General features: G+C 71.6%; 14 protein-coding genes. 7 read left to right on the plus strand and 7 right to left on the minus strand.

The window, feature by feature from the left end; all coding sequences use genetic code 11:
- Positions 1-458, plus strand: a 458-nt coding sequence (locus tag Voc01_RS19105) for a VOC family protein (protein WP_275423734.1), incomplete at its 5' end; no start/stop codon positions are given.
- Here Voc01_RS19105 and Voc01_RS19110 read toward each other — a convergent pair.
- From Voc01_RS19110 to Voc01_RS19120, 3 genes are read right to left on the minus strand one after another with little or no spacing between them, the layout of a single operon-like run.
- Positions 431-826, minus strand: a complete 396-nt coding sequence (locus Voc01_RS19110; protein ID WP_239160313.1) for a GNAT family N-acetyltransferase — start codon at positions 824-826, stop codon at positions 431-433. The two genes, Voc01_RS19105 and Voc01_RS19110, sit on opposite strands and share 28 nt — an antisense overlap.
- Positions 823-1,347: an SRPBCC family protein gene (locus tag Voc01_RS19115; RefSeq protein WP_203928828.1), complete on the minus strand. Its 525-nt coding sequence runs from the start codon at positions 1,345-1,347 to the stop codon at positions 823-825. Before Voc01_RS19115 ends, Voc01_RS19110 begins: the two co-directional genes overlap by 4 nt.
- Positions 1,344-1,652, minus strand: coding sequence for an ArsR/SmtB family transcription factor (locus Voc01_RS19120; protein WP_239160314.1), 309 nt, complete (start codon positions 1,650-1,652; stop codon positions 1,344-1,346). Before Voc01_RS19120 ends, Voc01_RS19115 begins: the two co-directional genes overlap by 4 nt.
- A gap of 56 nt (positions 1,653-1,708) precedes the next feature.
- On the opposite strand from Voc01_RS19120, the gene Voc01_RS19125 reads away from it, so the two are divergent.
- Positions 1,709-2,719, plus strand: a complete 1,011-nt coding sequence (locus Voc01_RS19125; RefSeq protein ID WP_203928830.1) for an aminotransferase class V-fold PLP-dependent enzyme — start codon at positions 1,709-1,711, stop codon at positions 2,717-2,719.
- Here Voc01_RS19125 and Voc01_RS19130 read toward each other — a convergent pair.
- Positions 2,706-3,431 carry a ZIP family metal transporter gene (locus Voc01_RS19130; RefSeq protein ID WP_203928831.1) on the minus strand — a complete coding sequence of 242 codons (726 nt, stop codon included), beginning with the start codon at positions 3,429-3,431 and terminating at the stop codon, positions 2,706-2,708. The genes Voc01_RS19125 and Voc01_RS19130 overlap by 14 nt on opposite strands.
- 46 nt (positions 3,432-3,477) lie before the next feature.
- Here Voc01_RS19130 and Voc01_RS19135 point away from each other — a divergent pair, with 46 nt between their 5' ends.
- Together Voc01_RS19135 and Voc01_RS19140 are read left to right on the plus strand one after the other, a co-directional pair.
- A complete protein-coding gene (locus tag Voc01_RS19135; RefSeq protein WP_203928832.1) occupies positions 3,478-4,233 on the plus strand; it encodes an SAM-dependent methyltransferase in 756 nt (251 codons plus the stop codon).
- A gap of 78 nt (positions 4,234-4,311) precedes the next feature.
- Positions 4,312-5,100, plus strand: a complete 789-nt coding sequence (locus tag Voc01_RS19140; protein WP_203928833.1) for an SDR family NAD(P)-dependent oxidoreductase — start codon at positions 4,312-4,314, stop codon at positions 5,098-5,100.
- A 248-nt stretch (positions 5,101-5,348) separates the two neighbouring features.
- Here Voc01_RS19140 and Voc01_RS19145 read toward each other — a convergent pair whose 3' ends face one another.
- Together Voc01_RS19145 and Voc01_RS19150 are read right to left on the minus strand one after the other, a co-directional pair.
- Positions 5,349-6,257, minus strand: coding sequence for an aminoglycoside phosphotransferase family protein (locus Voc01_RS19145; RefSeq protein WP_203928834.1), 909 nt, complete (start codon positions 6,255-6,257; stop codon positions 5,349-5,351).
- 79 nt (positions 6,258-6,336) lie between these two features.
- Positions 6,337-7,350: a hypothetical protein gene (locus Voc01_RS19150; RefSeq protein ID WP_203928835.1), complete on the minus strand. Its 1,014-nt coding sequence runs from the start codon at positions 7,348-7,350 to the stop codon at positions 6,337-6,339.
- A 6-nt stretch (positions 7,351-7,356) separates the two neighbouring features.
- On the opposite strand from Voc01_RS19150, the gene Voc01_RS19155 reads away from it, so the two are divergent.
- On the plus strand, positions 7,357-7,581 hold the full coding sequence (locus Voc01_RS19155) for a hypothetical protein (protein WP_203928836.1): 225 nt from the start codon (positions 7,357-7,359) through the stop codon (positions 7,579-7,581).
- A 483-nt stretch (positions 7,582-8,064) separates the two neighbouring features.
- Here the strand turns inward: Voc01_RS19155 and Voc01_RS19160 are convergent, their stop codons facing one another.
- Positions 8,065-9,441 carry a M1 family metallopeptidase gene (locus Voc01_RS19160; RefSeq protein ID WP_203928837.1) on the minus strand — a complete coding sequence of 459 codons (1,377 nt, stop codon included), beginning with the start codon at positions 9,439-9,441 and terminating at the stop codon, positions 8,065-8,067.
- 74 nt (positions 9,442-9,515) lie between these two features.
- Between Voc01_RS19160 and Voc01_RS19165 the strand changes: the two genes are divergently transcribed.
- Positions 9,516-9,971 (plus strand): XdhC family protein, encoded by a 456-nt coding sequence (locus Voc01_RS19165; RefSeq protein WP_203928838.1) that lies wholly within the window; start codon positions 9,516-9,518, stop codon positions 9,969-9,971.
- 120 nt (positions 9,972-10,091) lie between these two features.
- Positions 10,092-11,975: an ABC transporter ATP-binding protein gene (locus Voc01_RS19170; RefSeq protein WP_203928839.1), complete on the plus strand. Its 1,884-nt coding sequence runs from the start codon at positions 10,092-10,094 to the stop codon at positions 11,973-11,975.
- Positions 11,976-12,003: the final 28 nt, after the last annotated feature.

Genomic DNA, 12,003 nt, shown 5'->3' on the forward strand with positions numbered 1-12,003 from the left:
TGCGGCGGATCACCGGCGCCCTTGCCGCGCAGGGCCTGCGCACCGAACCGGGCCGCGAGGCGTCGGCCCGGCCGGTGCAGATGCTGGAGATCGCGATCGACGCGCTCGACATCCCGGCGGTCCGGCCGTTCTGGAAGGCGGTTCTCGGCTACGTCGGAGAGGCCGACGACGGCCCCACCGACGCGCTCGTCGACCCGTACGAGCAGGGGCCGGCGTTCTGGTTCCAGCAGATGGACGCGCCGCGCCCGCAGCGCAACCGCATCCACTTCGACATCTCGGTGTCGCCCGACGAGGCGCCCGGCCGGATCGCCGCCGCGCTCGCCGCGGGCGGCACGATGGTGACCGACCGGGCGGCGCCGCGGTTCTGGGTTCTCGCCGACGCCGAGGGCAACGAGATCTGCGTGTGCACCTGGGAGGGGCGCGACGAGTACTACGCGAGTGCGATGAGCCCCGCCTGAGTCGGGCGGAAGCCGCACGACTCGAAGTAGAAGCCGGCGAGGTGGTCGTCGAAGTCGACGTGCAGCCACTCGCACCCGGCCTTCGCCGCCTCCCGGGCCGCGACCGCGACCAGTTCGGTGCCGATGCCCTGCCGCTGCACGCGTGGCGTGGTGAGCGTGTCGATGATGAACGCGTGGATGCCGCCGTCCCACGCGACGTTGACGAACCCGACGAGCTCGTCGCCGTCGTACGCCACCACCCAGCCGAGGCTGTGCCGGTTGACCTGGCCCCACCAGTCGTCGTCGAGCAGCCGGTGGCCGAAGCCCTCGGCGTGCAGCCGGTTGACGGCGTCGTTGGTGAACCCACCGCGCCACTCGTAACGGATCAAGCGTCCTCCTCGGGCTCCGGCCCTTCCAGCTTCGCAGCGTAGGCGTCGGCAAGCTCCTGCCAACCGGATTTCTTCGCCTCCTCGCCGCGGATCACCGGAACCGGGTCGCCGGCGAGCAGCCGGTCGGCGACGTCGAGGCAGATGTGCCAGCCGGCCGCGGCCTTCGGCAGGAAGCCCGGATCCTTCATCGTGTGGCGCAACGTGAGCCGGGTGCCGCCGCCCTCGAGCTCTTCCAGGTTCCAGCGGAGGAGGTCCTCGTCCCACTGGTACTCCAGGGTGTGCGGCGGCTCGGCGCGCACGATGTTCGCCTTCGTGTCACCGTCCTCCATGGTGAGGACCGCCGGGCCGGTGCGGCCGAGGTCGCGGTCGGGCCGGAACGGCGACCACGCGTCGAGGTGGTCGGGATCGGTGAGCGCGGCCCAGACCTTGGCGCGCGGGTGCTTCAGCTCGCGGGTGAACACGAGCGTCCAGGCGTCGCCGGTGCGCTCGCGCTCCACGGGTACGGCAGGGCTCGGTTTCATCGGTCCTCCATGTCGTCGAGGTGCTGTTCGAGCTTGTCGAGGTGCCGGTTCCAGAGCAGCCGGTAGGGCTCGAGCCACCGGTCCAGTTCCGTGAAGGGGCCCGCCTCGATGCGGTAGACGCGGTGCTGCGCCGCGACCCGTGCGCTCACGAACCCTGCCTCGCGCAGCACCTTCAGGTGTTTCGACGCCGCCGGCTGGCTGATGTCGAGGGTGTCGACCAGGTCGCCGACGGTCTGCTCGCCGAGCCGTAGCCGGTCGAGGATGCGGCGGCGGGTCGGTTCGGCGAGAGCAGTGAACGCGTCCACCCACTCATATTCCCCTTCGAGCATATGCCTGTCAAGGCATGGAGTAGATTCCGATCATGCTGTCAGAGTGGGATCCGCAACCCGGCTGGCTCAACACCGCGAGCTACGGCCTGCCGCCGCGGCGGGCGTTCGAGGCGCTGCAGGCGATGCTCGCCGACTGGCGCACCGGCCGCACGTCGTGGGAGGGATGGGACACCGCCACGCAGCGTTCGCGCGAGGCGTTCGGCCGTCTCATCAAGGTCGATCACGTGGACGTGTGTGTGGGTGCCCAGGTGTCGCAGGTGCTCGCCCCGGTGGCGGCGGGGCTCGCCGGCCGCCGCTTCCTCGTGCCCGCCGAGGAGTTCACCTCGAACCTGTTCCCCTGGCTGGTGGCCGGCGACGTGCGAACCGCGCCGGCGGCGGAACTGGCCGACCACGTCGACTCCACTGTCGACGTCGTCGCGTTCAGCGTCGTGCAGTCGGCCGACGGCGCGGTGGCCGACTATCCCGCGATCGTCGCGGCGGCCCGCGCGCACGGCGCGCTGGTGGTGGTCGACGCGACGCAGGCGTGCGGGTGGCTGCCGTTCGACGGGTCCCTCGCCGACGTCGTGGCCGCCGGCGCCTACAAGTGGCTGATGGCGCCGCGCGGCAGCGCGTTCGCCTACCTCGCACCGGGCGTGCGCGAGCGCTTCGTGCCGTACGCGGCCGGCTGGTACGCCGGCGAGGACGTGCACGGGTCGTACTACGGCGAGCCGATGCGGCTGGCCGACTCGGCCCGCCGCTTCGACATCTCACCGTCGTGGCCGGTCTACGCGGGCACGGCGCCGGCGCTGGAGGTGATCGAGGAGATCGGCGTCGCGGAGATCAACGCGCACAACGTGCGGCTGGCCAACCGGTTCCGCGACGGGCTGGGGCTGCCGCCGGGAGACAGCGCGATCACCGTCGTCGACGTGCCCGGAGCCGACGAACGGTTGCGGCGGGCGGGAATCCGCGCGGCGGTGCGCGCCGGACGGGTCCGCGCGTCGTTCCACATCTACACGACGGACGCCGACGTCGACGCGGCGCTCGAGGCCCTCACAGATGGCTGACCAGAAACGCCGTCACGAAGCCGGCGCTGGTGAGCACGCCGGTGAGCCGGCCCTCGGCCTGGAACGCCTCGGGCATCATCGTGTCGGCGAGCATGGTCAGGATCGCGCCGGCAGCGAAGGCCTGCACCACCGCGACGGCCGACGGTGACGCGTCACCCAGCAGCACGTAGCCGAGCGCGGCCGCGACCGCGCTGACCACCGCGACCACCGACCACAACGCGAGGATCCCGCGCGCCGAGTGCCCGGCCGCGCGCAGCCCGACGGCCGCCGACAACGACTCCGGGACGTTCGACAGGAAGACCGCTACCACCACCGCGGCGCTCACGGTGCCGCCGCCCAGCAGGGACACCCCGATCGCGGCCGACTCGGGGATGCCGTCGAGCACGGCGCCGAGCACGATCGCCGCCGACGCGCCGCCCGCCTGCTGGCCGCCGGACCGCTTCCGGTCGTTGCCGCCGCGGCTGTCGATGACGGCGTCGCCGAGGAAGAACGTGAGCGCGCCGCCCGCGAGGCCGGCCAGCACCGGCCACGTTCCGGCCGCCTCGAAGCCCTCCTCGACCAGGTCGAACGCGACCGCGCTGATGAGCACCCCGGCGCCGAACGCCATCACGCCGCCGACCACCCGCTGCGGCAGGCGCACGCGCAGCCCGATCACCGCGCCGACCAGCAGGGCGAACCCGCCCACGAAGCCCCAGAATGCCGCTTCCAGCATTCCCCCACTCTAGACTTCACCGGTTCTCGTAAGTAGCCTTTCGCCTATGACTCCTTACGTGAGCGACGCCGACGCGTGGCAGGAAAGCTGGGACCGTCAGCAGGAAGGGTTCCTGCCGGACCGAGAGCACCGCATCACGGCGATGCTCGACGTGGTGGCCGCGGTCGCGCCGTCGCGGCCGCGCCTGCTCGACCTCGCCGGCGGCACCGGGTCGATCACGCTGCGGGCGCTGGCGCGGTTCCGGCACGTCGAGTCCACGGTGGTCGACCTGGATCCGGTGCTCACGGCCATCGCGGAGGCGTCGCTCGGTGACCGGGCGACGGTCGTCTCCGCCGACCTCAACCATCCATCGTGGACGGACGCGCTGGCGGGCGGGCCGTTCGACGCCGTGCTCACGGCGACGGCGCTGCACTGGCTGCGGCCGGAGCGGCTGACCGTCCTCTTCGGAGAGATCCGCGACGTGCTGCGTCCCGGCGGGGTGTTCGTCAACGCCGACCACATGCCCGACGACACGATGCCCGATCTGAGCCGGCGCCTCGGCGAGTGGGCCGACGCGCGGCGGGAGGCCCTGTACGCCGCCGGCGCGCGGCTGTCGTGGCAGGCGTGGTGGGAGCGGGTGGCCGCCGACCCGGGCCTGGCGCCGCTGGCGGAGAAGCGCAAGCACATCTACCCGGGCGGGCACAGCGCGGAGTGGCACCCGCCGGCCGCGTGGCACGTGAACGCGTTGCGGGAGGCGGGGTTCAGCGAGGCCGGCGTGGTCTGGCGGGGCGGCCTGGACGCGGCGGTGGCCGGGGTCCGGTAGGGGTGAACGCTCGTAGTGGAGCCGCCCGCGCCGTCGCGCGTCGGCGATCGTGGATGGGTGTCGCCTAGGGTCGCGGGCATGGATCTCTCTCCCGGCCAGGTCGCGGTCGTCACCGGTGGCGCCAGCGGCATCGGGCTCGCCCTCGTCACCGCGTTCGCGCGACGCGGGCTCACCGTCGTCGCCGCCGACGTCGAACGGCCCGACCGGCTGCCGCCGGGCGACGTCGTCTACCGGCCGCTCGACGTGCGGGTCGACGCCGAGGTCGGGGCGTTGGCCGGGTGGGTCGTCGCCGGGTACGGACGGGTCGACGTGGTGTGCGCGAACGCCGGCGTCGTGACGCCTCCCGCGCTGCTCTGGGAACAGCCGGCCGCCGACTGGCTGTGGACGACCGAGGTGAACCTGTTCGGCGTCGTCAACACGCTGCGGGCGTTCGTGCCGCACCTGGTCGCCGCCGACCGCGGTCATGTGGTGTGCACGTCGTCGATCGTCGGGCTGGCTCCCTTCCCCGGCGGTCGCAACGGCGCCTACGCGGCCTCCAAGACCGCGATCGTCGCCCTGTGCGAGGTCCTGCGCGAGGAGCTCGACGAGGTGGCGCCGGCGGTGGGCGTCACGGTGGTGTGCCCGGGGCCGGTGGCGACCCGCATCCGCGACGCGGCGCGCAACCGTCCCGCCGACCGGGGCGAGTCGCGTCCCGGTACGCCACCGCCGCCCACGGTGTTCGACCACGGGATGTCGAAGGTCGAGCCCGACGAGGTGGCCCGGCACGTGTGCGCGGCGATCGCGGCCGGTCGCATGTACGTACTGCCGAACGCCGGCACCGCCCCGCACGCGCGGGCCCGCGTCGAGCGCTTGCTGGGCGAGCTCTAGATGATTGATTCCAAGGCCTGGCACGGGATGACTGGGCGTTTTGCCTGTTTGATGGCTGTTCCGCGACCCGCACGGGACCATCGGCCATCAACCGATGCCGATGGGTGGGAGGCTACGAACATCACAAACGCTTGTTGATGTTCATAGCCTCCCACCCGCTCACGATCATCGACGTATCGGTATGGCGGAGCTCCCGACATTCATCACGAAACAGGCGGACGGACGTCCGAGCCCTCGGAATAGATCATCTAGAGCAGGGGGTGCAGGGCGTGCGCGACCAGGAGGGGCTTGCCGTCGGGTTCGCCGCCGTCCTCGCAGGTCCACACCTCGGAGAGCACCGCCATCACGAAGCACCAGCCGATCACGCGGTCACGGGGTTGGCCCGACCCGGTGGTCAGCCGGTCCAGCCGCGCGGGCAGCAGGGCGAGCACGTCGGGCTCTACGTTGCCGGGATCGGGGTTGTAGAGCAGCGTGCCGAGGTCGAACCCCGGATCGCCGACGTGGCCGTGCGGGTCGATCGCGAGCCAGGGCCGGCGCGCCGCCCGCAGCACGTTGTCGTGGTGCAGGTCGCCGTGCAGCAGCACCCGCGCCGGCGCCGAGTCGCAGAGGTCGTCGAAGAGCCGGGCCGCGGTCCGCACCCACTCTTCCGGGAGGGGGCCGCCGTCGGGGAAGCGGTGCAGGTACGTCGCGAAGTCCTCGGCCAGCTCGCGCAGGTCGTGCACGCCCGTGTCCGGTGGTGTGGCCGCGTGCAGGGCGTGCATGACGTCGAGCAGCGCCCCGGTCGCGGCTTCGTCGTCGCCTGGCACGAGCGTCGCGGCCCGGGTGCCGGGGTCGGCGCGTTCGAGGAGCAGCGCGCCCAGGTCGGGGTCGTGTTCGAGCAGGCGCACGGCGCCGTTGCCGTCCCACGCCCGCAGGGTGGCGGCCTCGACGCGCAGGTGCTCCGAGGTCGGCACGCCGAGCTTCAGGACGGCCGGCTCCCCGTCAGCGCGGGTCACCGCGGTCACCCAGTGGTAGGTCAGGGCGAAAGGGTCACCGGGTTCGAGGCTCCAGCGGTCGAGCACGTCGGCGAACACGGCGGGCAGGTCGGCGAGCCAGGCGCGGCCCTCGTCGCGCCAGACACCGGTGACGTTGCTGGCCAGCGCCGGCGGGATCCACACGTCGGCCAGGGTAATCAGCGTGCGGGGCGGCCCGCTCGGAGTTTCGGGCCCGGCGCGGACCCTCCGGCACGCCCCCGGATCAGCCGGTCGGGAAGGACCCGGCGTCGACGTCCTCGATCGGGGCGTTGCCGGTCTCGCTCGGCGACAGGGTGATCGTCCACTCGGTGTAGGTGCTGCTGTTCGTCTTGAAGTTCAACGGTTCCCTGAACTTGGTGAACGTGCAGTCCCGGCTGAACACCCGCATCCCGGGGTCCCAGTCGACGCCGGCCGTCGTGTACACCGAGTAGTTGCCGTCGGTGATCCCCCGCGCGGTGAACGACGCGTTGGCGTGCACGTAGACCGTCAGGCGCGGGGCCGTCTCCCCCACCAGCACCAGGCTGACGGCCGTGTCCCGGGGCCCGTTGTTGTTGACCTTCAGCAGTCCCGACCCGTTGGTCGACGCCCGCTTCAGGTAGGTCCCGTTGCCCATCCGGCGGGCCTGCACCTCGGTCTGCGCCGGCAGGAAGGAGCCGAACACGTACCGTGCGTCCACCGTCTTCAACTGCTCGGCGGCCGCCCGCACCTGTCCGGCCGGCACCGTCCGGGCCACCGATGCCGCCCCGGCGGGCCCGGTGCACGAGGCCCCGTCGACCCGTCCCTCGATGTCGACGCCGGCCGGTTCCCACTGCAGCCGGCTGAGCGCGCCGACCAGCAACTGGTGCGCCCCGGCCGCCGGTTCCGGCGCACGCACCGCCGCCAACCTGTCCGTCTCCGCGTCGATGGCCAGCGCCAGCGCCGTCGCCGTGGAGTCCAGCGCCGCCGGACCGGGCGCGGCGGCAAACTGCTGGAACGCCACGGCGAGGGCGGCATCGGCGGAGGCCAGCATCTGCTGGTACGCCTCCGGAGTCACGAGCGGAGGCCCCGACGAGCGGGCGGCCGCCGGCGCCGCCCCCGTGCCGTCGACCGAGTCGAGAATCGTCGACGACGCAAAGAACACGGCGAGTGCCACGGCCGCCACCACCACGGCCGGAACGCCCACCCACCACGCCCGCCGCCTGACCCGCCCCACCGGCAACGGCTGGGACTGCACGCCCGGCGGGTACGTCCCGGCCACAGCGCCGTGGAACGGGTACTCGGCCGCGGCCGATTCCGGTGCGGCACCCCGCGGCTGCGCTTGCGGCTGTGGCTGCGGTTGCGGCTGCGGCTGCGGCTGCGCTTGTGGTTGCGGCTGTGGCTGCCCCGCGATCGGCGGCGGTACGTAGGCGGGCAGTTGGCCGGCCGCGGGCGGCTCGGCGTCGGTTGCTACCTGCTCGGACGGCGGCTGTTCGGGAGGCACTTCGTCTGACGCCGTGACGGGTCCGGCTGCTGCCGGCTCGGCGGCTTCCGATTCGGCGGCTTCCGATTCGGCCGTTGCCGTCTCGTGTGTTGGCGACTCGGCCGCTGGAGCGTCGGTACCCGCCGGGGCGGCGCCGGCCGCCTGATCCTCGTCGAGGGGTGGGGTGTCGGGCACGGGGTCGGGTGTCGTCGGTGGAGGGTTGGTGGGCGGTGCTTCGTCGGACGGGTCGGTTGACCCGCTCTCCGGCGTGGGTTCCGTGGGCCGTGGTTCGTCAGAGGGTTGCCGCTCCACCACCGATCCGTCGGCGGTTCCCCCGTTGTTCCTGCCTGCGATCCGGTCGTTCTCCCCCTGCACGCAGAAAGTATGCGACGTGCACGGGCATATCCATAACCGGCAAATTGACTACTGTTACCGCTTCGGCATCGCCCATGATCGCCGCCCCGGGAAGGAACCCGGAGGGCGATCATGGGCGATCGGGTCAGCCGCCGTGACCTACCAGGTTGCCGGCTTGCCCGCCGTGTAGAGCCAGGTCTGGAAGAACGGGCTCAGCTCCTGCCTCGAGATGCGCTCCGCCAGGGCGATGAAGTCGGCCGTGCTCGCCACGCTGTCGCGGTTCAGCGCGTACCAGGCCTTCAGCAACGCGAAGAACGAACGGTCACCGATCTTCTCGCGCAGGGCCTGCAGCGTCATCGCGCCCTTGTCGTACACCGAGCTGACGAACAGGTTCGTGGCACCCGGGTCGGCGACGACGTTGCGCCAGATCGACGCGGTGTCGGGACGCGCGTAGAGCGTGTCGAACTGCGACGCGGCCGTGGCGCCACCCGTGTGCTCCTCCCACAGCCACTCGGCGTAGGTGGCGAAGCCCTCGTTCAGCCAGATGTCCCGCCACAGCGCCGGCGACACGGAGTTGCCGTACCACTGGTGGGCCAGTTCGTGGGCCACCGTCGACTCGCCCGGGGCACCCGAGTAGATGGGACGCGTCTGGGTCTCCAGCGCGTACCCGGCATCCTCGTCGTCGTCGATGATGGCGCCGTAGGACGAGAACGGGTACTTGCCGAACAGGTCCGAGAAGTACGAGATCATCTCGCCGGTGCGGGCCAGCCCGTCGTCGGCTTCCGGGGGCAGGTCGCGGTCGACCGCGTCGATGATCGGCAGGTTGCGGGGGCCGCGGCTGAACCGCAGGTCGTAGTCGCCGATCGAGGCGGTGGACAGGTACGACGCCATGGGGTCGCGGGCCCGCCACGTGAACGTGGTCCAGCCGCGCTCGCTGCGACGGCTCACCAGCTCGCCGTTGGCGACGGCGGTCTTGCCGTCGGGCACGGTGATGGTGAAGTCGTAGGTGGCCTTGTCGGTCTGGTGGTCGTTCACCGGGTACCAGGTCGACGCGCCCTCGGGCTCGTTCGCCACGAACGACCCGTCGTCGTACGACACCCACCCGTAGAGGGCGCCGGTGTTGTCGGTCGGCTGCCCCGTGGTCCCGTCGTAGGTGACGACGACCGTGAACTTCTCGCCACGACGCACGTCCCGGCGCGGGGTGACCGTGAGCTCCTGGCCGTCGCGCGTGAACGTGGCCGCCTTGCCGTCGACGGTGACCGACCGCACCTCGAAGCCGCGCAGGTCGAGGTTGAAGCGCGACAGCGACTGCAGGGCACGGGCGTCGATCGAGGCCTTTCCGCTGAACGCCTTCGTCGCCGGCGTGTACCGGATGTTCAGGTCGTAGTTGCGCACGTCGTACCCGCCGTTGCCGGCGAGCGGGAAGTAGGCGTCGCCCACGCCCGACGCCCCCGGCCTGGCCGCGCTCGCGTCCGCGGGCGTGGCGATCAGCAGTGCCACCGCGGAAGTGACCGCGGTCAGTACCAGCCTTCTCATCCTGTGGACCCTAATCGCGCCGGAGCAGCACGAACAGCGTCGTACGGCTGATTGACCTGTGGCACAGTCGTCCCATGACCGCAGAGTGTGAGATCCCGCCGGACGTACCGGGCACCCGGACCCTCGTCGCGGTGTTCGCCGGTCCGGTCGCCGAGCACCTGGTGCACTTCGGCGGCCACGCCGGCTTCCGCACCGTGCTGGTGGATCCGCGAACGGACCGCGGGAGCATCGACGCGGACGACGACACCGACATCGTCGTCGCCGACCATCACCGGCCCGAGCTCGGCCACATGCTCAAGGAGGCACTCGCCGGGAAGTCGCGCTGGATCGGGGTGATCGGCAGCCCGCGGCATCCGGCGCCGCACGTCGACGCGCTGAAGGCGCTCGGGGTCAGCGACGAGGACATCGCGCGCGTGCACCGGCCGATCGGGCTCAACATCGGCTCGCGGACGCCGGGCGAGATCGCGATCGCCACGCTGGCCGGGCTGATCGCCGACCGCAACGGCCGGCCGGGCGGCTTCACACACTGAACCGAACACACTGACCGAACACACTGAACCGAACACACTGAACTGAGTGAAAACCACCGGCTGTAACTCCATCGGGCTAAACCCGTAGCCAGATCGTCACATCTCCATACGCTGAGACGCATGGAGCCAACACAGAGCGACGACAAGGAACCCGAACTCGCCGACTCCCGCTGGTTCCACCACGCGGAGATGTTCGCCAACACCAGCTTCTGGGCGGTGGCCCGGCGGCTGCCGGCGATCGTCAGGGAATCCGTCTCGATCGCCTGGACCGCCAGCAGGCGCGACACCATCGCCGCGATCGGGCTGACCCTCGTCGCCGGCGTGATGACCACGCTCGGCCTGCTCGCCACCGCCACCGTGCTGCAGGAACTGTTCGCGACCGGCCCGACCCCCGACAAGGTGAAGGCCGCGTTGCCGGCGCTGACCGTCGCCGCGCTCGCGACCGCCACCAGGGGCGGGCTCCAGATCGCCGCCGGTTGGGCGCAGGCCCGCATGGCCCCGCAGATCAACTTCGCCATCGAGATCCGCCTCTTCGAGGCGACCACCGCGGTGGAACTGGGCGCGTTCGACGACGCCGGCTTCGCCGAGGACATGGACCGCGCCCGCGAACGCGGCATGATCGAGGCGGCGTCACTGGTGAACAGCACGGTCGACCTCGTCACCGGCGCGGTCGGCGTGGTCGCGACCGCCGCGGCCGTCACCGTGATCGAGCCGCTGCTGCTGCCGTGCCTCGTCCTGGCGTCGCTGCCCTCGGCGGTCACCGCGGTCAAGGTCGCGCGGCGCGAGTATGTGACGCTGCTCAGCCTGATCACGCGCCGTCGACGGCTGTGGATGCTCGCGAACCTGATGGCCAACCGGCACACCGCCGCCGAGGTGCGCACGTACCAGATGCGCGGCTTCCTCCTCGGCGAGTACCGGCGGATCATGAAGTCGGAGACCGATGCGCTGCTGTCGCTGGTCCGCGCGCAAACGGCCACGCGACTGGCCGGCATCTCCCTGAGCGGCCTGGCCACGGGCGGCCTCTACGCCGCGCTCGGCGGGCTGCTGCTGCTCGGCAACATCCCGCTCGCGGCGGCCGCCACCGCGTTGATCGCGCTGCAGCAGGCGCGCATGAGCCAGAACACCGCGATCTTCGCGGCGAACAACCTCTACGAGGACGCGCTGTACTACGGCGACTACCGCTCGTTCCTCGACCGCGCCGAGAGCCACCTGCCGAAGTCCGGCGGCACAAAGGTCGACGGATTCGACGAGATCCGCCTCACCGACGTGCGCCTGAAATACCCCGACACCGAAACCCCCGCGGTCGACGGCGTCTCGATGACGCTCCGGAGGGGCCAGGTGATCGCGCTCGTCGGTGAGAACGGCTCCGGGAAGTCGAGCCTCGCCAAGCTCATCGCGGGCCTCTACGAACCCGTCGAGGGCGAGATCCGATGGGACGGCGTGAGCGTGGCCGATCTCGACCGGGCCAGCCTCGCGAGCCAGGTCGCCGTCACCACCCAGGACCTGTTCAAGTTCCCGTTCACGGCCGCGCAGAACATCCTGATCGGCCGCCACGACCGCACCGGCGACGGCCCGTCGATCACCACCGCCGCGCGGGCCGCCGCCGCCCACGACATGATCGAGAAGCTGCCGTTCGGCTACCGGACGCTGCTCGACCGCGCCTTCAAGCAGGGCCACGACCTGTCCGGCGGCGAGTGGCAGCGGCTCGTCTCCGCCCGCGCCTTCTACCGCGACGCCGCGCTGCTCATCTGCGACGAGCCGTCGTCGGCCCTCGACGCCCGCGCCGAGCACGCGATCTTCCAGCAGCTACGCGCCCACCCGAACCGCGCGATCGTGCTCATCACGCACCGGCTGGCCAACGTCAGACATGCCGACCACATCTACGTCCTGCACGAGGGCCGCGTCGTCCAGCACGGCGACCACGACTCGCTCATGGCCGAGGGCGGCCTGTACAAGGAGCTGTTCGAGCTCCAGGCAAGCGGCTACCGCGCCGCCGGGGTCTAGTGTCCCGAGTCGTTGATTCGTACGCAGC

Source organism: Virgisporangium ochraceum, assembly GCF_016863655.1.
Lineage (GTDB): Bacteria > Actinomycetota > Actinomycetes > Mycobacteriales > Micromonosporaceae > Virgisporangium > Virgisporangium ochraceum.

Coding starts and splice junctions, on each gene's coding strand:
- Voc01_RS19115 (WP_203928828.1), bottom strand. CDS start 1,347: ATGAAACCGAGCCCTGCCGTACCCGTGGAGCGCGAGCGCACCGGCGAC.
- Voc01_RS19125 (WP_203928830.1), top strand. CDS start 1,709: ATGCTGTCAGAGTGGGATCCGCAACCCGGCTGGCTCAACACCGCGAGC.
- Voc01_RS19130 (WP_203928831.1), bottom strand. CDS start 3,431: ATGCTGGAAGCGGCATTCTGGGGCTTCGTGGGCGGGTTCGCCCTGCTG.
- Voc01_RS19135 (WP_203928832.1), top strand. CDS start 3,478: ATGACTCCTTACGTGAGCGACGCCGACGCGTGGCAGGAAAGCTGGGAC.
- Voc01_RS19140 (WP_203928833.1), top strand. CDS start 4,312: ATGGATCTCTCTCCCGGCCAGGTCGCGGTCGTCACCGGTGGCGCCAGC.
- Voc01_RS19160 (WP_203928837.1), bottom strand. CDS start 9,441: ATGAGAAGGCTGGTACTGACCGCGGTCACTTCCGCGGTGGCACTGCTG.
- Voc01_RS19165 (WP_203928838.1), top strand. CDS start 9,516: ATGACCGCAGAGTGTGAGATCCCGCCGGACGTACCGGGCACCCGGACC.
- Voc01_RS19170 (WP_203928839.1), top strand. CDS start 10,092: ATGGAGCCAACACAGAGCGACGACAAGGAACCCGAACTCGCCGACTCC.